The sequence below is a fragment of the Bacilliculturomica massiliensis genome (assembly GCF_900605495.1).
GTDB lineage: Bacteria > Bacillota > Clostridia > Peptostreptococcales > Anaerovoracaceae > Bacilliculturomica > Bacilliculturomica massiliensis.
The window spans coordinates 1,467,271-1,487,247 of sequence record NZ_LR027603.1 but is presented as its reverse complement, the minus strand read 5'-3'; the positions used below and the strand labels follow the sequence as shown (position 1 = coordinate 1,487,247).

The 19,977-nt window shown below is 56.5% G+C and carries 17 protein-coding genes; 14 read left to right on the top strand and 3 right to left on the bottom strand.

The features are described from left to right. Window positions 1-171: 171 nt before the first annotated feature. The 14 genes from E0E37_RS16005 to E0E37_RS15940 all read left to right on the top strand — a co-directional run bounded on the left by E0E37_RS16005 (window position 172) and on the right by E0E37_RS15940 (window position 16,245). Complete coding sequence (locus E0E37_RS16005) at window positions 172-1,434, top strand: four-carbon acid sugar kinase family protein (protein ID WP_165445404.1); 1,263 nt, start codon at window positions 172-174, stop codon at window positions 1,432-1,434. Then, a complete protein-coding gene (locus E0E37_RS16000; RefSeq protein ID WP_130863980.1) occupies window positions 1,421-2,584 on the top strand; it encodes an iron-containing alcohol dehydrogenase in 1,164 nt (387 codons plus the stop codon). The genes E0E37_RS16005 and E0E37_RS16000 overlap by 14 nt, the downstream gene beginning before the upstream one ends. An 18-nt stretch (window positions 2,585-2,602) precedes the next feature. Next, on the top strand, window positions 2,603-3,637 hold the full coding sequence (pdxA, locus tag E0E37_RS15995) for a 4-hydroxythreonine-4-phosphate dehydrogenase PdxA (RefSeq protein WP_130863979.1): 1,035 nt from the start codon (window positions 2,603-2,605) through the stop codon (window positions 3,635-3,637). An 18-nt stretch (window positions 3,638-3,655) separates the two neighbouring features. Continuing rightward, the gene (locus E0E37_RS15990; RefSeq protein WP_130863978.1) at window positions 3,656-4,957 is read left to right on the top strand and encodes a dicarboxylate/amino acid:cation symporter; all 1,302 of its coding nucleotides are present in this window, start codon (window positions 3,656-3,658) and stop codon (window positions 4,955-4,957) included. Between the two features lie 17 nt (window positions 4,958-4,974). Further along, complete coding sequence (locus tag E0E37_RS15985) at window positions 4,975-6,252, top strand: aminotransferase class V-fold PLP-dependent enzyme (RefSeq protein ID WP_246019761.1); 1,278 nt, start codon at window positions 4,975-4,977, stop codon at window positions 6,250-6,252. A gap of 283 nt (window positions 6,253-6,535) precedes the next feature. Beyond that, a complete protein-coding gene (locus E0E37_RS15980) occupies window positions 6,536-7,753 on the top strand; it encodes an ABC transporter substrate-binding protein (RefSeq protein ID WP_130863976.1) in 1,218 nt (405 codons plus the stop codon). Window positions 7,754-7,835: 82 nt separating this feature from the next. Continuing rightward, window positions 7,836-8,714 (top strand): branched-chain amino acid ABC transporter permease, encoded by an 879-nt coding sequence (locus E0E37_RS15975; protein ID WP_130863975.1) that lies wholly within the window; start codon window positions 7,836-7,838, stop codon window positions 8,712-8,714. A gap of 3 nt (window positions 8,715-8,717) precedes the next feature. Then, entirely contained in the window at window positions 8,718-9,674 is a 957-nt protein-coding gene (locus E0E37_RS15970) for a branched-chain amino acid ABC transporter permease (protein WP_130863974.1), read from the top strand. A gap of 12 nt (window positions 9,675-9,686) precedes the next feature. Next, window positions 9,687-10,466: an ABC transporter ATP-binding protein gene (locus E0E37_RS15965; protein ID WP_130863973.1), complete on the top strand. Its 780-nt coding sequence runs from the start codon at window positions 9,687-9,689 to the stop codon at window positions 10,464-10,466. Beyond that, on the top strand, window positions 10,466-11,173 hold the full coding sequence (locus E0E37_RS15960; protein WP_130863972.1) for an ABC transporter ATP-binding protein: 708 nt from the start codon (window positions 10,466-10,468) through the stop codon (window positions 11,171-11,173). Before E0E37_RS15965 ends, E0E37_RS15960 begins: the two co-directional genes overlap by 1 nt. Window position 11,174: 1 nt before the next feature. Then, entirely contained in the window at window positions 11,175-11,822 is a 648-nt protein-coding gene (locus E0E37_RS15955) for a CBS and ACT domain-containing protein (RefSeq protein ID WP_130863971.1), read from the top strand. 231 nt (window positions 11,823-12,053) lie between these two features. Further along, complete coding sequence (locus E0E37_RS15950) at window positions 12,054-12,317, top strand: hypothetical protein (protein ID WP_130863970.1); 264 nt, start codon at window positions 12,054-12,056, stop codon at window positions 12,315-12,317. Between the two features lie 196 nt (window positions 12,318-12,513). Further along, on the top strand, window positions 12,514-14,769 hold the full coding sequence (rnr, locus tag E0E37_RS15945; RefSeq protein WP_246019760.1) for a ribonuclease R: 2,256 nt from the start codon (window positions 12,514-12,516) through the stop codon (window positions 14,767-14,769). A gap of 114 nt (window positions 14,770-14,883) precedes the next feature. Then, window positions 14,884-16,245, top strand: a complete 1,362-nt coding sequence (locus E0E37_RS15940; RefSeq protein WP_130863969.1) for a phenylacetate--CoA ligase family protein — start codon at window positions 14,884-14,886, stop codon at window positions 16,243-16,245. Window positions 16,246-16,422: 177 nt separating this feature from the next. Here the strand turns inward: E0E37_RS15940 and E0E37_RS15935 are convergent, their stop codons facing one another. The 3 genes from E0E37_RS15935 to E0E37_RS15925 all read right to left on the bottom strand — a co-directional run bounded on the left by E0E37_RS15935 (window position 16,423) and on the right by E0E37_RS15925 (window position 19,962). After that, window positions 16,423-16,845 carry a CBS domain-containing protein gene (locus tag E0E37_RS15935; RefSeq protein ID WP_130863968.1) on the bottom strand — a complete coding sequence of 141 codons (423 nt, stop codon included), beginning with the start codon at window positions 16,843-16,845 and terminating at the stop codon, window positions 16,423-16,425. Window positions 16,846-16,960: 115 nt separating this feature from the next. After that, window positions 16,961-18,430, bottom strand: a complete 1,470-nt coding sequence (locus E0E37_RS15930) for a TrkH family potassium uptake protein (RefSeq protein WP_130863967.1) — start codon at window positions 18,428-18,430, stop codon at window positions 16,961-16,963. Window positions 18,431-18,495: 65 nt separating this feature from the next. Continuing rightward, the gene (locus E0E37_RS15925) at window positions 18,496-19,962 is read right to left on the bottom strand and encodes a TrkH family potassium uptake protein (protein ID WP_246019759.1); all 1,467 of its coding nucleotides are present in this window, start codon (window positions 19,960-19,962) and stop codon (window positions 18,496-18,498) included. Between the last annotated feature and the right edge of the window lie 15 nt (window positions 19,963-19,977).

Below are 19,977 nucleotides of genomic sequence, written 5' to 3'. Positions count from 1 at the left end.
CAGCTTTTGTAAGTGTAATAGGAAAAGCACCTGTTTTTTTTCTGCGCTAAAAGCGGGACGCAGCCAAAATATCCGTATATTCATAAACTGCCCGAAATAATGTCGAAGAGCGCAGAGTTGGCGCGATTCTTGCGTTAGTAACAATCAGTTTGGTTGAAAGGAGGTATCGTATTGTTAATCATAGCGGATGATTTGACGGGGGCCAGCGACACCGCGGTGCAGTACAGAAAGAACGGATATTCTGCTATGGTGTGTGTCTCCTGTCCCGGAGCAGTTCCCGCTGCCGATGAGCACATGCCTGAGGAATACGACGTAGTATCGGTGAATTCAGACACGCGGCCGCTGTGCGGCCCATCGGCATACGACAAAGTCTATCGGATCACGAAGGAACTGTATCGGCCCGGAGTTGAGATATATAAGAAAATGGACTCGGTGCTCCGGGGAAACCCGGGGCCGGAGCTGGAGGCGGTCATGGACGCGGCGGGATTCGACGTAGCTCTGGCGGCTCCCAGTTTTCCGGAGACCGGCAGAAAGATCGTAGATGGGATCCTGCGGGTAGGGGATCGTGAATTTTCCGTACCGGAGCTATTTTCCGCCACGATGAAGCGAAAGGTGGAAGCTGTGAGCATCGGCCGGGTGAGGAGCGGTGCGGAAAGCCTTTACGATTACATAAAGGCCCGCAGGCAGAGCGGGGTTCAGGTATTCGTGCTGGATTCTGAGACAGACGAGGATCTGAGGATCGTGGCGGAGGCAGCGGAAGAGGCGGAGGCGGCGGGGGAGCGCTGTGTGATGTGCGGTTCCGCGGGACTGGCCAAGCAGCTGCGGCCGCGCCAGCGGGACCGGGCGGCGGCTGATATTCCCTCAGGAACGGATGTTCTGGCGGTGGTGGGGTCCAGGTGTCAGGAGACTGCGGCCCAGGTAAGAAGAGCCGTGGAAAAGGGGCTTCCTCTGGTGCTGCTGGATACGCAGGAGATCCTGCAGGGAGGAGCCCGGGAGGCAGAAGACCGGTGCGCGGAGCAGATCCTGCGCAAATGGCAGGAGGGAAGCTGCGCCGTGATCACTGCCGTAGACAGTCTCTTTGGAGAGAGCGGATTCGTGCTCAAGGAAAAGGAGCAGGAATACGGCAGGGCGAAACAGATCGCGGACAGTCTGGGAAATGTGATCAGAAAGGTCTTTTCCCGGCGCCGGGCCGATGTGATCATCTCCGTAGGCGGCGATACCTCCCAGCAGATATGCCAGGCGGTGGGCGCGGCGGGGATCGAGATCCTGTACGAGATCATGCCGGGGGTGCCCGCAGGCAGACTGATCGGCGGTCAGGGAGCCGGCATCTGCATCATTACGAAGTCGGGCGGCTTCGGCGGCGAAGAGACGCTGCTTGAAATATTGGATCACATTGAAGGACAGAAAAAGGAGAAGGAAAATGAGCACGTATGAGATAAAGATCCCCTCCGCGGTCTACGGCGGGTGCGGAAGTATTTCCAAAGTCAGGGAGCTCGTCCGCTCCCACGGGCGGGAGGGCGTCCTCCTGTTTACCGACAGGGGCGTGCGCGGAGCAGGATTGTGCGACGGCGTCCTGGACATGATACGGGAAGAAGGGGCGGACTGCGCCGTCATCGACGATCTCACCGCCGAGCCCGCCGCAGCGGATGTGCAGCGGGTGGCAGATGAGGCCCGGACGGCGGAGGGGGCGGGACAGCGCCTGATACTGGCTGTGGGCGGCGGAAGCGTCATGGACGCGGCGAAGCTGTGCAGCGTCATTCTGGGGGCCGGATATGATGTAAAGGATCTGCTGGAATCGCCGGAGCTGGCAAAAAAGCAGAGAAAGACCGTCATGATCCCCACCACCTGCGGAACGGGATCGGAGGCTACCTGCAACGCTATCGTGGCCATCCCCGAGGAGGACACGAAAAAAGGCATCGTATCTGCGCAGATGATCCCCGACTACGTCATCCTGGACGGCGATATGATCGCCAGGCTTCCGAAAGCCATCGTGGCGGCCACCGGCGTGGACGCGCTGGCTCACGCGGTGGAGTGCTACACCTCGAAGAAAGCCACGCCCTTCAGCGATACCTACGCGCTGGCTTCCGCCGCGCTGATCATGAATAACATTCAGAAGGCATACTCGGATCCCGACGACATGGAGGCGAAAAACGCCATGCTTCTGGGGGCCTTTTACGGCGGAGCAGCCATCACCGGTTCCGGCACTACGGCGGTTCACGCGCTGTCTTATCCGCTGGGAGGGAAGTATCACATCGCCCACGGCGTGTCCAACGCCATTCTTTTCGCTCACGTGATGGCGTTCAACAAGGACGGCTGCGCGGATCGGCTGGCGGCGCTGTGCGACGCGGTGGAACCTGAACTCTCACAGAAAGCGGTGGAAGAGAAAGCGCAGCGTATGATCGACCGGATCGCGGAGATCGTCAGCGGCACCAATATTCCTGTAAGTCTGCAGGAGTTCGGCATTACGCCCGGGGATCTGGATTTTCTGGTGGAAGCGGCGGGACAGCAGCAGAGACTGCTGGTGAACAACTGCAAAGAGCTCTCTGCGGAAGATATCAGGGCTATCTATGAAAAGGTCATATAGACAGAGAGGAGGAAGGCGATGAAACGGCCGTTAATTGGAATCACCATGGGAGATCCAGCAGGCTGCGGGCCGGAGATCACGGTGAAGGCTCTGAGAGATCCGGAGCTGTACCGGCGCTGCAGGCCGCTGGTGGTAGGCGACGCGAAGATGATCGAGGACTCGATCCGCATCCTCGGCGCCCAGGAGCTGAAGGTCAACCGGGTGAGCGATCCGGAAGAGGGAGCGTACCGGTGGGGTACCATCGACGTCTATCACCTGGATCTGGTGGACATGAGCAGATTTGAATACGGCAGGGTCTCCGCCATGTGCGGGGAAGCGGCCTTTCAGTGTGTGAAGACCGTCATCGGACTGGCCATGGACGGCAGGATCGACGCCACGGTGACGAACGCGCTGAACAAGGAAGCCATCAACCTGGCTGGCCATCATTATTCGGGGCACACGGAGATCTATGCGGATCTTACGAAGACGGACAAATACACCATGATGCTGGCCCACGAAGATCTTCGGGTGGTCCACGTCTCCACCCACGTTTCTCTGCGGGAAGCCTGCGACAGAGTGAAGAAGGACCGGGTCTGCGACGTGATCCGCATCGCCCGGGACGCCTGCCTGCGTCTGGGCATTCAGTCGCCGCGGATCGGGGTGGCCGGTCTGAATCCCCACGCAGGGGAGAACGGTCTCTTCGGCAGAGAGGAGATCGAGGAGATCATACCCGCTCTGGAGCAGGTCAGGGCCGAGGGTATTGCAGCGGAGGGACCGATCCCTCCTGATTCTCTGTTTTCCAAAGCCCGGGGCGGCTGGTACGATATCGTGGTGGCCATGTACCACGATCAGGGGCACATTCCGCTGAAGGTGCTGGGCTTTGTATACGATAAAGAAAAAGGAAAGTGGGGGGCGGTGAGCGGCGTGAACATCACGCTGGGACTGCCCATCATCAGAAGCTCCGTGGACCACGGCACGGCCTTCGGCCACGCCGGACAGGGAGTGCAGAACGAGATCAGCCTGGTAAACGCAATAGACTACGCGATAACACTCGCTGAAAATCAAGGGAAGTAAAATGAAAGGAGATCTGAAATGACAACGCTGGAAAACAACAAAAAGATGTCCCTGGGCGCAAAATCGATCTTAGGCGTACTGCTGGGACTGATCGCCGGATTAGTGATCCTGATGCTGGTTCCGGAAGGAGGCTTCCGTGACGACGTGCTGGTGGGCGGCCTGTTTCACTTTGTGGGAGACGGTTATCTCACACTGATCAAAATGACCATCGTTCCCTTCGTGTTCGCCACCCTGGTCATGGGTATTTCTTCCGCTTCGGATGTGAAGCAGGTGGGAAGGATCGGATCCAAATCAATCGGAATTTATTTATGTACTTCTGTATTTGCGACTATCATCGGCATCGTGGGAGGAATGGTCCTCAAACCGGGCGTGGGATTTGACGTGGGTTCCATGGAACTGGAGAGCGTGGCTGAGGCTACGGACGTTTCCGTTGCCGACACGCTGCTCTCCATGATCCCCTCCAACATCGTGCAGTCCATGGCAAACGGCAGCATGATCCATATCGTCATCTTCGCCACTTTCTTCGGCATCGCCATCAGCCTTGTGGGAAAGAAGGCGGAGCCCATGAGAAACTTTATCGATTCCCTGGGTCACGTGATGCTGCGCATCGTGGACATCGTCATGGAAGTGACGCCCTACGGCGTGTTCTGCCTGATGGCCAAGACCGTGGTCAACCTGGGTTATGAGGTCATCTTTGCTCTGGCCAAGTACGCAGTCTGCGAGATCGGCCTGTTCGTATTCTTCGCCGCTGTGATCTATCTGCCGCTGCTCTACTTCGGAGCCGGCGTGAAGCCCTCGGCCTTCCTGAAGAAGTATTCAAAGATCGCCATCATCCCGTTCTCCACGTCCTCTTCCAACGCCACGATCCCGTATTCCATCGGGTTCCTGCGCAGCATGGGCGTGTCCAACAAGATCGCAGGCTTTACCATCCCGCTGGGCTGCACCATCAACATGGACGGCAGTTCCATCATGCAGGGCATGACCGCGGTCTTCGTGGCTCAGCTCTACAATATCGACCTGACCTTCCCCATGCTGCTGACCATCTGCATCACGGCCACTCTGGCCGTCATCGGTTCTCCGGGTATGCCGGGGGTGGTCATGGTCACTCTGGTGGTGGTTCTTCAGTCTGTTGGATTCCCGCTGGAGGCTATCGCGCTGATCGTGGGCATCGACCGCTTCACGGATATGTTTAAGACCGTGCTGAATGTCATGGGCGACTCCGTCTGTAGCATCGTCATCGCCAAGACCGAGAAAGAGCTGGATTACGACGTCTGCTACAGCGATGTGGATCCCATGGCGATGAAGGCTCTGGATGACTAACGGAAGGATGAATGAATATGTATGAAAAAGAATTGTTTTCTGCAGAACTGCAGAAGGAGATAAAAGATCGCTTCTATTATGTAGACTGCGATCCGCACATCGGAGCGAAGCGGCTGTTTTTTGAAAACGCCGGCGGCTCCTACCGCCTGAAGGCCGCGGTGGAGGCGGGATCGGACAAAGACGCGTACCCCGACTGTCCCGACCGGGATCACCATTCGGCCAGGTGGCTCAACGATATCCTGAACAGGGGCATGGAGGATATCCGCGTGATCTTCAACGCGAAGAGCGGCGTCATCGCCACGGATCTGACAGCCACTCAGGTGATGTTCAACATGGTCCGCACCATCGTTCAGAACGTGGAGGGGACCAACATGGTCACCACGGCTCTGGAGCACCCCTCCGCCTTCGACGCGGTGAACTACTACGCCGACAAGTACGGCAAGGAACTGCGGGTGGCGGACACCAGCAATGAGACCGGCGGCGTGGAGGCGGAGGACATCGTGAAGCTCATCGACAGGGACACGGTGCTGCTCAGCGTCATGCACGCCTCCAATTTCAGCGGCGCGGCTATGAATATCGAAAAGATCGTCCGGATGGCACGGGATATCAAACCGGATCTGTACATTGTGGTGGACGGCGTCCAGCACGCGGCCCACGGGATCTTCGACGTGGAAAAAGCTCCGGTGGACGGCATGAACTTCGGCCCCTACAAATTTTTCGGATGCCGCGGCATCGGCGTGGGGTATCTCTCCGACCGGCTGGCCAATCTGCCGCACCACAAGGTGATCCGCAAGCCGCAAAACGAGTGGCGGCTGGGCAGCCCGGTCCCCATGCAGATGGCCTCGATCACGGAGATCGTCAATTACGTCTGCTGGCTGGGGAGCCGGTTTACGCAGTCCCAGGGACGGCGGGAGCTTTTTGAGGAGGGGATGAAGCGGATCGGCCTTCACGAGAAAGGACTGCTGGAGCGGATGCTGGACGGCACGGAGAGCGTTCCCGGACTTCGTCATATCTCCGGCGTGAAGGTGTGCCCGGACTGCAGGGACCTGACGAACCGCGATCTGATCGTGCCGGTGGTCTTCGAGGGTGCGGATCACGGGGAGATCGTGAAAGAATACGAGCGGCGGGGCGTCATTCTGAGAGAGACGCCCATGTCCAGCATGTTCTTTGACCGCATCCTGGGATCTTTCGGCATGGACGGCGCGCTGAGAGTATCGCCGCTCCACTGTCACGGAGCGGAGGATATTGACGAATACCTGAAGATCACGAAAGAGATCGCGGAGTCTCTGAGATAGACAGGAAAAAATACCACAACGGCTTGGGCCGGAGCGGGCTTGAAAGAAAGCTGCGCTCCGGCGTTTTTTTGCGCGGAAAAGCGGCTGGATCCCGCCGCTGTCCGACCCGTCCGCGACGTTCCGTTTACTCGGAAAAGATAGAGAAAACATGAAAATAGGGAGAATAATGTATATTGTATCTTGGCAACAAAAAAATATGGGAAAATATGTTGACATAAACAGTCGGCTGGATTAAGATATTATCAATGCTTTATATTGCAAAAAGAAAAGGTGGTGCATTGAAATGAAAAAGACAAAGTGGATGGCAGTCGCTCTGGCGTCTCTGATGGCGGTAGGCGCGCTGACAGGCTGCGGAGGAGACAGCGGCAGCGGCGGCGATGCAGGCGGTGCCGATAACGGCGGAGCTTCCGGCGATACCATCAAGGTAGGAGTCAACTACGAGCTTTCCGGAGATGTGGCAACGTATGGACAGAGCTCTGTGGACGGCATCGAGCTGGCTTTTGAAGAGATCAACGCCAACGGCGGCGTGCTGGGCAAACAGGTGGAGCTGGTGAAGGTGGACAACAAGTCCGACGTATCCGAGGTCGTTCTGCAGGCTACCAAGCTCATGTCCGAATCAGGCGTATGCGCGGTTCTGGGACCTGCTACGTCGGGAGACTTTAAGGCTCAGGTACCTCTGGCCGATCAGTACAAGATCCCGATCCTGTCGGGCTCTGCCACGGCTGACGACGTGACCGTGGACTTCGATAAAGACGGAAACGTCAAGGCGGTGAAGGACTACACCTTCCGTCTGTGCTTCAGCGATTCCTTCCAGGGAACGGCTATGGCCAAGTATTCGGCCAACAATCTGAGCGCGACAAAGGCCGTCATCATCAAGGATAATTCCAGCGACTACGCCGCGGGACTTGCCAAGAACTTCAGATCCACCTTCGAGGCGGGCGGCGGAACCATCGTGGACGAGCAGGCCTACACTGCGAAAGACACGGATTTCAGCGGGATCCTGACAAAGATCAAGGGCAAGGATTTCGATGTGATCTTCCTTCCCGGATATTATCAGGAAGCCGGCCTCATCATCAAGCAGGCGCGGGATCTGGGCATTACCGCTCCTATCCTGGGAGCCGACGGTTTTGACTCTCCCAAGCTGGTCGAACTGGCGGGAGCGGACGCTCTGAACGACGTTTACTATTCCAATCACTACTCCGCGCTGGATAAGGACGAATCCGTAGCGGCGTTCATCGAAGCGTTCAAGACCAAGTACGGAAAGGATCCGGACGCGTTCAACGCTCTGGGTTACGACTGCGCTTACCTGATCGCCGACGCCATCGAGAGAGCGGGCGAAGCGAACGGTGAAAAGATCAAGGACGCCCTGGCTTCCACTACCGGATTCTCCGGAGTAACAGGCTCCTTCGACATGGACGAAAATCACAACCCTGTGAAGGCCGTTGTGGTGATCAAGCTGGAGAACGGAGCTCAGGCTTCCTCCGAACGTGTCAGCATGTAATCGATACTGAAAAATTGCAGACAGTGAAACAGGCCGGACTCGGTTCCGGCCTGTTTTATCTGATAGATGGGGGGTGGATGCCTTGGAACAATTGATGCAGCAGATCGTAAACGGAATCTCACTGGGTAGTATCTACGCGCTCATTGCTCTCGGGTATACGATGGTATACGGTATCATCAAACTGATAAACTTTGCTCACGGCGATATCTATATGATAGGCGCTTACACGGGATTTGCCGTGGTGACTTACACAAATCTGGGCTTTTTTCCGGCCCTGATCATAGCCATGATCGCCTGTTCGGCGCTGGGCGTGGTCACGGAAAAAGTGGCCTACAAGCCATTGAGAAGCGCGTCCAGGATCGCGGTGCTGATCACTGCCATCGGAGTGTCGCTGTTAATGGAATACGTTATGATGTTTTTTGTCACCGCCGATGTCCGGTCTTATCCGGACGTGCTGTCAAACGCTTCATTTGAGATCGGCGGCGTTATTATAAAGATGCAGCAGATCTACATACTTATCACCACCGTACTGCTGATGGTTTTTCTGCAGTATATCGTCCATAGGACCAAGGTTGGAAAGGCCATGCGGGCCGTATCCATCGACCGCGACGCGGCGGAGCTTATGGGCATTAAGGTAGACCAGACCATATCCTACACCTTTGCCATCGGCTCGGCTCTGGCCGGGGCCGCGGGCGTTCTTGTGGGTATTTATTATAATTCCATCAATCCGCTGATGGGCATCATGCCCGGACTGAAGGCTTTCGTCGCCGCCGTACTGGGCGGGATCGGCAGTATTCCGGGAGCCATGATCGGCGGTATGTCCATCGGCGTCATCGAGAACATGGTATCCGGCTACGGCGGGTCGCTGATCAAGGACGCCGTGGTATTTGCGATCCTGATCATCGTGCTGCTTGTGAAACCTTCCGGTATCCTGGGGAAGAATACGAGAGAGAAGGTGTAAGAGATGAAGAAACTGTTTACGAGAAACGCATTGATTACACTGATCCTCATGGCGGTATCCTTCGTCGTGGTGGAGGTCCTCATTCAGGCGAATATCATCACAGCCTACTACCAGATCACGCTGGCCACTATCTGTATCAACATTATCATGGCCGTCAGCCTGAATCTGGTGACGGGCTTTACGGGTCAATTTTCTCTGGGACACGCGGGTTTTATGTCCATCGGGGCCTACACCTGCGGCATTATCACCGTGGCAAATCCCACTGTAGGCGGCTTCCTGACAGGTATCGTCATGGGAGCGGTGCTGGCGGCTCTGGCCGGCATCATCATCGGGATCCCCACGCTGAGACTGAAGGGGGACTATCTGGCCATCGCCACGCTGGGTTTTGCGGAGATCATCCGCATCATCGTGCAGACGCTGGATATCACCGGGGGAGCGGCGGGCCTAAACGGCGTGCCCAAGTTTACCAACTGGCCCTGGTTCTGGTTCTTCACGGTACTTACCATTATTCTGGTCAACAATTTTATCCATTCTTCCCACGGCCGCGCCTGCATCGCCATCCGGGAGGATGAGATCGCGGCGGAAGCCATGGGTATCAATACGACGAAATATAAGGTCATGGCCTTTGCCGTGGGCGCCTTTTTCGCCGGGATCGGCGGCGCGCTGTACGCTTCCACGTTCTTTTTCCTCAAGCCGGCCACCTTCGGTTTCCTGAAGTCCATCGACTATCTGGTCATCGTAGTGCTGGGCGGAATGGGGAGCATTACCGGTTCAGTGGTCGCCGGGATCTTCCTGGCTGTGGTGAATACGGTGCTGGCCGAGTTCACCGCCGTGCGCATGATCATTTACGCGGCGCTGCTGGTAGTCGTAATGATCTTCCGTCCGCAGGGGCTCATGGGATCGAAGGAGATCACCTTCAAACTTCTCCAGAAAAAGCCTCAGAGCAATAAACAAGAGTAGGGGGTGCCGAATATGCCAATTTTGACTGTAAATAAACTGACCAAGTCTTTCGGCGGCCTCACTGCGGTCTCCAACGTGAATCTGCAGATCGAAAAAGGTGAACTGGTGGGTCTCATCGGCCCCAACGGCGCGGGAAAGACCACGCTGTTCAACCTGCTCACCGGCGTGTACGAGCCGACCACGGGGGATATTATCCTGGAGACGGAGGGCAGATCCAGAAAGATCCAGGGCAAAAAGCCCTACGACATTACGAAAGAAGGGCTGGCCCGTACGTTCCAGAATATCCGTCTGTTCAAGGATCTGACCGTCATGGACAACGTGCGGATCGCCATGCATCAGAATATCAAATACATGATGCCCTCCGCGTTTCTTCACGGGATCAAGTATCACAGCGAGGAGGAACGGCTGGTCAGAGAGGCGGAGGAGCTTCTGAACATTTTCAATCTGACGGACAAGAAGCAGGAACTGGCCAAAAATCTCCCCTACGGAGAACAGCGTCACCTGGAGATCGCCAGAGCGCTGGCTACCAGGCCGGAACTGCTGCTTCTGGACGAACCGGCGGCGGGCATGAACCCCAACGAGACGGCGGAGCTCACAAAGACCATCGCCTGGATCAGGGAAAAGTTCGGCCTGACCATTCTGCTGATCGAACACGATATGTCGCTGGTCATGAAGATCTGCGAGCGCATCTACGTGCTGGACTACGGCATGATGATCGCCAACGGCACGCCCGAGGAGATCAGAAAGAACAAGAGGGTAATCGAAGCTTATCTGGGGGAGGATGTTAACTAATGCTGGAGATCAGAAATTTAAATGTTCACTACGGCGTCATCCACGCCCTGAAAGATATTTCACTCACCGTTAACGACGGCGAGATCGTAACGCTGATAGGCGCCAATGGCGCGGGAAAAACCACCACCCTCCGCACCATTTCGGGCCTCAAAAAGGTCACGAGCGGCGAAATCATACTTGATGGGAAGCAGATAGAGCATCTGTCTGCTCCCCAGAGAGTCTCAATGGGCCTGTCGCAGGTACCGGAGGGACGGAGAATTTTTCCGGAGATGAGCGTGTTCGAAAATCTGGAGATGGGCGCGTTTCTCCGCACGGATAAAAGCGAGATCCGCAGGGACATGGAGATGGTCTACGATCGTTTCCCCATCCTGGGCGACAGAAAAAAACAGATGGCGGGGACGCTGTCCGGAGGAGAGCAGCAGATGCTTGCCATGGGCAGGGCGCTGATGTCCCGCCCGAAAATTTTGCTGATGGATGAGCCTTCAATGGGTCTTGCACCCTTGCTTGTTCGCGAAATTTTTGATATTATTAAATCGATCAATGAAGGCGGCACCACTGTGCTGCTGGTGGAACAGAACGCAAGCATGGCCCTTTCCATCGCGGACCGGGGCTACGTTATAGAAACCGGATCCATCGTGCTCAGCGGCACAGGCGAAGAGCTGGCGAAGAGCAGCGAGGTCCAGAAGGCCTACCTAGGAGGGGAATAAGATGTATGTAAAGGATCGAATGACAAAGGACCCTGTTTCCATTCAGGCCGACGCTCCGATCAACGAGCTCATCGGACTGATCCGGGACAAAGGCCTGAAGCGGATCCCTGTTCTGGACGGGGAAAAGGTGGTGGGCATCGTCACCGACGGCGACGTGGAGAAAGTATCGCCTACCAAGGCTACTACGCTCAGTGTTTTTGAAATCAACTATCTTCTGTCCAAAATGACGGTGAAAGACGCCATGAGCAAAAAGGTCTTTACCATCACGCCGGACGATCTCATAGAAGAAGCGGCTATCGAGATGAGAGCCAACCGCATCAGCGCTCTGCCTGTGGTAGAGAATGGGCAGCTGGTGGGCATTGTGACGGAAAGCGATCTGATGGACGCTCTGATCGATATGCTGGGAGCCAGAGTGGTGGGCACCCGATTCGTCATCTACACGGAGGATAAGCCGGGGATCCTGGCGGATGTGTGCTCCGAAGTGGCGAAGATGGGCGGCAACATCAACCATATGGCTGTCATCAAGTACGACGACAAGAAGGCGGCGGATCTGATCCTCCGTCTGGACACGCTGGATGCGGAACCCATTATCCAGAGACTGGAATCCAAGGGTTACAAGATCACCAGCGTCATTAAAAAACGCGGATAAGGAAGAATAAGATAATATGTGTGAAGGAAGGCGCCCGGCTGTTTGCCGGGCGTTTTCCTTTGCAGCGCGCCAGGGTCTGGCGCAGGGCGCGCCGTAAAGAAAAAAGGAAAAACAGTATTTTCAGAAAATAAAAAAATGGAACAAACTTCTTTAATTGGATTTCCGGTATTTCCATGATTAAAAAAAACTGCTTCTGTTTATACTAAAGCTGAACAGAGAGGAGTTGAAGATATGAAGAAGACGAGATTTATTATGGCATCTTTGATGATTGTAACTCTGCTGGCGTTCACCGGATGCGCCAATGACAACGGTTCCGACGTGGGACCGGCTGACAATGGCACGACCAACGGAACGACCAACAACCCTGTTGACAACGGCATCAACGACGTTGAAAACGGAGTGAGAGACGGTGTGAACGATCTGAACAACGGTTTGGACAACAACACCGCCACGGGCAGCGGAATCAACAACAACGGAAACGACACGATGAAATAGACATTTGTGTCAGCCAAGAGGGAAAAGCATCCGGCCATGGCCGGGTGCTTTTCTCTTTTCAGATGCTTTGTGGTATTTTGTATATATTTTTGTGTGAAATCGGCGGTGAATGTGGGTTTCTTTTCTTTTTATGGTATACTACTTCAAGAGGACAAAAAGGATACATGTAAAAGAATACCGCTGATTTGGAGGGTTTATGGAATTATATATGGATGAAAACAATAAGGATCGGGACGATAAGAACGAAAAGGACAGAGATTTCAGGGAAGAAATACTGGAGATGCTGGAGGAAAAGACGTACCAGCCCCTGTCCGATGAAGAAATGGTGAGCAAGTTTCAGGTCTGGGGCCGGGACGCGGCGGCCCTTTTAAATCAGCTGGACGAGCTCTATCTCAAAGGACAGATCTTCAGGACGAAAAAGGGCAAATATCTGCTGCCGCGGGCCATGAACATGACCACGGGCATTCTGTCCAAGCACCGTAAAGGCTTTGGATTCGTGCTGCCTGTGAATAAAGAGGAAGAGGACGTTTTCATCGCTCCGGACAATATGAAATACGCCATGAACGGCGATCTGGTGGCGGTAAAGCTTCTGACCGCCGAGGAGTCGGGCAGGCGGAGAGAGGGCGCGGTGGCCCGGATCATCCGGAGGGCGTCTTCCGAGATCGTGGGAACCTTCCAACTTCAGCGCAGGTACGGCTTTGTGGTGTCCGACGACCCCAAGCAGAGAGACGATGTATTTATCGCGGAGCGCAATATCAACGGCGCCAGAAGCGGAGATAAGGTGGTGGCCAAGATCACGGTCTGGCCGGAAAAGGACAACAGCGCGGAGGGGGTGATCACAGAGATCATCAGCCGCAGCGGCGACACCGGCGGGGATATTCTCGCGCTCATCCGCAGCCGGCAGCTGACGCCCGAATTTCCTCAGTCTGTGACGGCGGAGGCAGAGGCGGTCCCCCGGCAGGTGGAGGATGGGGCTCTTGTGGGAAGAAGGGATCTGAGACAGAAGACGATCATCACCATTGACGGGGCGGATTCCAAGGACTTTGACGACGCGGTTTCTGTGGAGCGCCTGGAGAATGGGAATTATCTGCTGGGTGTGCATATCGCCGACGTGACCCATTACGTGCGGGAGGGAAGCGCCCTGGATCTGGAAGCGCTGAAGCGCGGAAACAGCGTTTACCTGATCGATCAGGTCATCCCCATGCTGCCGAAGGCGCTGTCCAACGGCATCTGCAGTCTGAATCCCCACGAGGACAGACTCACGCTGTCCTGCGACATGGAGATCGACGGCCGGGGCCAGGTGGTGGGCCACGAGATCTACGAGAGCGTGATCCACTCGAAAGAGCGGATGGTCTACACCGATGTATCGGACATGCTGGAGGCGCGGAGCCTGCCGGAGACGGACGTGCAGGAAACGTCCCGGGAGCAGAAAGCCCGGCGAAAGGACGGCCGCGTAAAGGAACTGAGGGAACGCTACGCGGCGATCTGGGAGGATCTGCTGCTGATGGACGAACTGGCGAAAATACTGAGAACCGCACGGGAACGGAGGGGCAGCCTGGATTTTGACTTCGACGAGGCATATATTACGCTGAACGACGAGGGGATCCCCACGTCGGTGGAGACGGCGGAGCGCAGAGTGGCCAACCGCCTGATCGAGGAATTCATGCTGGCGGCCAACGAGACGGTGGCGGAACACTTTTTCTGGATGGACGTGCCTTTTGTCTACCGGATCCACGAAAAACCTTCTCCGGAAAAGATGGAAGAACTGCAGAAGTTTCTCCACAGTTTCGGCATCCATCTGAAAGGCAATCCGGAAAACATCCATCCCAGAGCGCTGAACGAGATCATATCCGCAGTGGAGGGAAAACCGGAAGAACACGTGGTGAACACAGTTATGCTGCGCTCGATGAAGAAAGCGTTCTACGGCACGGAGTGCGAAGGACATTTCGGACTGGGCGTGAAATATTACTGCCACTTTACCTCGCCTATCCGCAGATATCCCGATCTGATGATCCACCGGGTCATCAAGGAGATCCTCAGCGGAGAGAGGGAAGGAAAGGCGCCCGCGGAGAGGCGGACGGCGGAGCTTCGCAGAAAAACGGAGGAAGCTGCGGCGCAGTCCTCGGCCACGGAGCGGGCGGCCCAGGAGCTGGAACGGGATGTGGAAAAACTGAAAATGGCGGAGTATATGTCGTATCACATTGGAGAGGTCCACGACGGGATCATCAGCGGCGTGGCCAATTTCGGCTTTTTCGTCGAACTGGAAAATACCATTGAGGGAATGGTGCGTGCGGCGGATCTCAGGGATGACTATTACGACTATGAACCGGAAAAATACCGGCTCATCGGCCGGCGCAGGCACCGGATCTACAGCCTGGGCCAGCGGGTGACGATCCGCGTGGATTCCGTGGACGTGACGAACCGGGAGATCAACTTTGAAGTGATATCCTGAAAGCCCGGCGGGCACAGATGAAAATAAGGCCGGCGGCCGCGGTCAGCGGCCGGCCGGGGGGAGAGAGCAGGGCGGCTGCCGCCGCCAAGAGTACTTGAGGAGAGAGGAAAGAGAATGGATCTGATCAAGCCGTTTATTGAACATATATTGTATCCGGCCATGGAAAAAAAGAAGGGAAACCGCATCCGAACGTATCTGGAAGAGCTGAAGCAGTCGCAGTCGCGGAGCCGGGAAGAGCTGATGAGAGAGCAGGAGGAAAAGCTGGGCAGTCTCCTTCTGTTTTCCATACATAACGTGGAGGCTTATAAAGGCCTGTCAGGGGACGGCGCGCTGGAGGAACTGATACGCAGAGATCCCCGGGCGGCGCTGCTTCGCTTTCCCGTACTGCCCAAGCAGGTGTTCAAGGCTGATCCGGACCGTTACCTGGCCGACGGCGCCGACCGGGCCAGTCTGATCCCCAACACCACCGGCGGTTCTTCGGGGGAACCCACCCATTTCTACATCGACCGGGTGACGGTGGAGCATTTCGAGGCGGCGCGCTGGCGCGGACTTTCCTGGTCCGGCATCACGCCGGGAAGCCGCAGCGTAATGATCTGGGGAAATCCTTTCGAGCTCTCCAAGGCAGAGGAAAAGAGCTATTACCGCAAGGAGAAATACCTGAAAAACCGCATCATGATACCGGCTTACGGCCTGAAGCCTCAGGCCATGGCCGAGTACATCAAAACCATCGAAGACTACCGGCCGGAATATTTTTACGGCTACGCCAGCGCTCTGGCAGTTTTCGCGCGGCTCATGCTGGAGCAGGGCCGAAGGCTGTCCTTTACGCCGAAGGCGGTGGTCTCTACCTCGGAATCCCTGTTTCCGTTTCAGCGCGAGCTGATCGGGAAGGCTTTCGGCTGCGCCGTCATCAACGAGTACGGAGCCAGAGACGGCGGTATACTGGCCTATGAATGCCCCTGCGGCCGACTGCACATCACCTGCGAAAACGCGCTGGTAGAAGTGGTGGATCAGAAGACCTTGGAACCGGCGCCGGCGGGGCAGCCGGGGCTGATCCTGGTCACGGACCTGAACAACTATTCCATGCCCAGACTGCGCTATGCGCTGGGAGACACGGTGACGCTGTCCGACGAGACCTGTCCCTGCGGCATGGAACTTCCCGTGATGAATTCCGTGGAGGGCAGGGAGGACGATACCTTCGTGACCACCGAGGGCGGTTTTGTCCACGGCGTGGCCTTCAACAACATCATAAAACGTTCTCTGGGCGTGACGAAATTCCAGATCGTGCAGTTCGCGCCGGATCGTGCGGAGCTTTCTCTGGTAACGGGGGAGGGCGGAGAGCCGGAGGGTTTTGCCGGGATCATGGAAGATATCCGCGCGCTGCTGCCGGGAACGGAGATCAGCGTAAAGTATGTAGAGGATATACCGGTGACCGCTTCCGGAAAGTATCGCTACGCGATCCGCAAGTTTGAACTGTAAGGGCTGACTATAGTTCGACTTTAGTGCACCGGGAGACCGGAAGATCCTTTTCGAAAATCCTGCTGGATCTGTGCAAAGGAGGCTCCATTCGTCCGAATGAAGCCTCCTTTGCTGTCAGAACGTTTTTTCTTATTTACCAGCGCATCCCGCAGGCTGGGGCGCACGGCGCCGGGCCTGTCAGTTCAGCGTGCTGGGCCGGGAGATCGCAGACAGCGCGTCTCCGGCTTCGTCGATATACAGTGTTTTTCTGGCCAGATCCGCCAGCGTCAGCATGCCGGTGAGCTTGCCGCTCTCCACCACAGGCAGGCGGCGGACTTGATAGCGGGCGAACAGAAGCGCCGCCTGATGGGTGTTCATATCAGGGTGAACGCTCACCGGATGTTTTGTCATTATATCCTGCGCTTCCGCTTTGTCTTCCTCTCCGGAGAGACTGCGGATCACGATATCCCGGTCGGTGACAATGCCCAGAAGCTCGCCCCGGTCGCTGCACACAGGGACCGCGCCGATGTTTTCCTGACGCATGAGCTTAGCGATCTGTCTGATGGATGTGTTGGGCCTGGCCCAGGTGACGGCGGTGGTCATCAGATCTCTTACTTTCATTTGCTGCCTCCATTCAAGTACCTTTCGACGGCGCCCTGGGGACGCCGTTTTCTTTAGTATGCTTCGGAGACAGCTTTTTATGCGGCCATGGACTCTGCTGAACAGAAGAACGGCGTCAATACTGCTTATCTGGATTCCAGAAGGTGGGTGTAAACAGCAGCAGGATCGTGAACAGCTCCAGCCGTCCCACCAGCATCAGCAGAGACATGAACAGCTTGGCCCAATGGGAGAAGGCGGCGTAATTTCCGCCCAGGCCCATGGCGCCGAAGCCGCTGCCGATATTGCCCAGGGTCGCCGCCGAAGCGCTGATCGCCGTGAGAAAATCGAAGGGTTCCAGAGACAGGATCAGCGCGCCGAACAGGAAAACCAGAAAATACAGTACCACAAAGGCCGTGATGTTGGACACCGTGTCTGAGGGGATGTTTTTCCCCCGTATTTTTACGGGCACTACCGCCCGGGGATGGAGCCTGCGGTAGATCCCTCTGTGGATCAGTTTAAAGAGCACGATGACCCGTATGACCTTGATGGCCCCTCCGGTGGAAGAGGAGCAGCCGCCGATGAAGCTGAGGGTCAGCAGCAGGAATTTGGAAAAGGTAGGCCAGACCATCAGATCTGAGGTCACATGTCCGGTGGTGGTAATGAACGAGGTCGCGTGGAAAAAGCCGTAGCGCAGCGTCTCGCCGGCGCTTCCGTAGGTCCCGGCGGCCAGCAGATCGCCGCTGATCAGCAGGGTGGAGACGAAGAGCAGGATGAGAAAGACGCGAAGCTCGGTATCTTTGAAGAATTCCCGCACCCGGCCTTTGCCCAGGGTGTAGTAGAGACTGAAATTGACGCAGGCGAACACGGTGAAAAAGCTGATCACCAGTTCGATGTACGGGCTGTCAAAATGAGCGGTGCCGTCGTTATAGTTGGTGAGACCGCCGGAAGCCACGCTGCCGAAGGTAAAGATACAGGAATCAAAGAGACTCATGCCGCCGAAGAGAAGCAGAACGATCTGCAGGAGGGTGAGACCGATGTATATGGAATACAGCATCTTGGCGGAGTCGTGCATTTTCGGCGTCATCTTCTCAAGGGTAGGGCCGGGGGTCTCCGCTCTGGCGATGATCTGACCACTGATGCCCAGAGCAGGCAGCAGGGAGATGGCGAAGACCAGGATCCCCATGCCGCCCAGCCACTGTGAGAAGGAACGCCACAGCAGCAGACCCCGGGGGAGGATCTCCACGTCGTTAAAGATCGTGGCACCGGTGGTGGTAAAGCCGGAGGTGGACTCAAAGATCGCGTCCGCCAGACTGGAGACGGAACCGGATGCGAGATAAGGTACGGCGCCCGCCAGAGATGCGGCGATCCAGCAGAGAGCCACTGTGAGAAAGCCGTCTCTCAGCTTCAGAACGTTGGATACAGGCTGGATCCTGTATATGAGAAACCAGCCCGCCGCCAGCAGGGGAATGATGGCCGCCAGAAACGCTGCGATGGTCTGCGTCTCGCCGAGAACGGCGGAGACCAGCAGAGAGGGCATCATGGCGCAGCCAAGAATGATCAGCGTCGTTCCCACTATTTTTCCTATGACGGGATAATTCAGAGACATGTGGATAAACCTCCTGATGTGATGTTGCAAAGGTGATGTTGCAAAGGATCCGCCGGCACCTTCGATCAGCGCCGGTCGGGATTCCAGAAGGTGGGAGTGGCCAGCAGGATGATGGTGAACAGTTCCAGCCGTCCGATGATCATATAGATGGACAGCAGGATCTTCGCCGGTGCGGAGAAGATGCTGTAGTTCATGGACGGACCAACCAGCTCAAAACCGGGCCCGATATTGCCGATGGAGGCAAGCACCGCGGTGAAGGTGGACACCAGATCAAAGCCCTCGAAGGACAGGAGCAGCGTCCCCGCAAAGAGCAGCCCGATATAGAGGAAGATGAAGCTGGAGACGCCGGACATCACCTCGGAGGGCAGAGCCCTTCCGCCCAGCTTCAGGGGCACTACCGCCCGGGGATGGAGCCTGCGGTACAGGCCTCTGCGCACCAGTTTAAACAGCAGGAGCACGCGGATCACTTTAACGCCGCCTCCGGTAGAAGAAGAGCAGCCGCCCACGAACATGAGGATGAACAGGACCATCTTGCTGAAGGTGGGCCAGAGGTCGAAGTTAGTGGTGGAATACCCGGTGGTGGTGATGATGGACGAGCTCTGGAAGAAGGAATAGCGCAGCGCTTCGCCGGCTCCGTCGTATATTCCGCTGCGCACCAGATCGATCGCGATCAGTCCCGTGGCGATGCCCAGTATGGCGATGTAGCCCCGCAGCTCGTAATCGGAAAAGAATTCCCGGGGATTGCCGGAGATCAGATGGTAGTACAAGTTGAAGTTGATTCCGGCCAGCATCATGAAGACGGCGATGACCACATGGATGTAGGCGCTGCCGTAATGGCCGATGCTGCTGTTGTATACGGAAAGACCGCCGGTGCCCACAGTGCCGAAGGTGTGGACCAGAGAGTCATACAGACTCATGCCTCCCAGACACAGCAGGACCACCTCGATGACAGTCATGCCGATGTAGATGGTATAGAGCAGCTTGGCGGAATCGGAGATCTTCGCCGTCAGTTTGTCTTTGATGGGACCGGTGGTCTCCGCGTTGACGATGTTCTGGCCGCCGATGCCCAGGGACGGGAGCAGGGCGATGAAGAAAACCAGGATCCCCATGCCGCCCAGCCAGTGGGTGAAGGAACGCCAGAACAGGATGCCCCTGGGCAGCACCTCGATGTCCGTGAGGATCGAGGAACCGGTGGTGGTAAAACCGGAGGCTGTCTCAAAGAAGGCGTCCACGAAAGAGGGGATGGCCCCGGACAGAACAAAAGGAAGGCCGCCCAAAAGGGAGGCCAGCAACCAGCAGAGCGCCACGGTGAGGAAGCCGTCCCGCATACGCAGCGTCCTGGACCAGGGCCGGATCTTTTTCATGAGCACGGCGCCCACGAGGATCATTGGAACCATGCATTTGAGAAACGCAGCTGCCGACACGGTGTCGCCGTACAGGAGCGATACGGCCATGGAGGGGATCATCGACGCGCCGATGAGGACCAGAATGGCAGACATAATCTTGGCAATCAGCCGATAATTCAAAACCATGGGTGAAAAGCCTTT

Excerpts from the sequence above, each read along its gene's own strand:
- E0E37_RS16000 (WP_130863980.1), top strand. The coding sequence starts at position 1,421 with ATGAGCACGTATGAGATAAAGATCCCCTCCGCGGTCTACGGCGGGTGC.
- pdxA (WP_130863979.1), top strand. The coding sequence starts at position 2,603 with ATGAAACGGCCGTTAATTGGAATCACCATGGGAGATCCAGCAGGCTGC.
- E0E37_RS15990 (WP_130863978.1), top strand. The coding sequence starts at position 3,656 with ATGACAACGCTGGAAAACAACAAAAAGATGTCCCTGGGCGCAAAATCG.
- E0E37_RS15985 (WP_246019761.1), top strand. The coding sequence starts at position 4,975 with ATGTATGAAAAAGAATTGTTTTCTGCAGAACTGCAGAAGGAGATAAAA.
- E0E37_RS15980 (WP_130863976.1), top strand. The coding sequence starts at position 6,536 with ATGAAAAAGACAAAGTGGATGGCAGTCGCTCTGGCGTCTCTGATGGCG.
- E0E37_RS15970 (WP_130863974.1), top strand. The coding sequence starts at position 8,718 with ATGAAGAAACTGTTTACGAGAAACGCATTGATTACACTGATCCTCATG.
- E0E37_RS15965 (WP_130863973.1), top strand. The coding sequence starts at position 9,687 with ATGCCAATTTTGACTGTAAATAAACTGACCAAGTCTTTCGGCGGCCTC.
- E0E37_RS15960 (WP_130863972.1), top strand. The coding sequence starts at position 10,466 with ATGCTGGAGATCAGAAATTTAAATGTTCACTACGGCGTCATCCACGCC.
- E0E37_RS15955 (WP_130863971.1), top strand. The coding sequence starts at position 11,175 with ATGTATGTAAAGGATCGAATGACAAAGGACCCTGTTTCCATTCAGGCC.
- E0E37_RS15950 (WP_130863970.1), top strand. The coding sequence starts at position 12,054 with ATGAAGAAGACGAGATTTATTATGGCATCTTTGATGATTGTAACTCTG.
- rnr (WP_246019760.1), top strand. The coding sequence starts at position 12,514 with ATGGAATTATATATGGATGAAAACAATAAGGATCGGGACGATAAGAAC.
- E0E37_RS15940 (WP_130863969.1), top strand. The coding sequence starts at position 14,884 with ATGGATCTGATCAAGCCGTTTATTGAACATATATTGTATCCGGCCATG.
- E0E37_RS15935 (WP_130863968.1), bottom strand. The coding sequence starts at position 16,845 with ATGAAAGTAAGAGATCTGATGACCACCGCCGTCACCTGGGCCAGGCCC.
- E0E37_RS15930 (WP_130863967.1), bottom strand. The coding sequence starts at position 18,430 with ATGTCTCTGAATTATCCCGTCATAGGAAAAATAGTGGGAACGACGCTG.
- E0E37_RS15925 (WP_246019759.1), bottom strand. The coding sequence starts at position 19,962 with ATGGTTTTGAATTATCGGCTGATTGCCAAGATTATGTCTGCCATTCTG.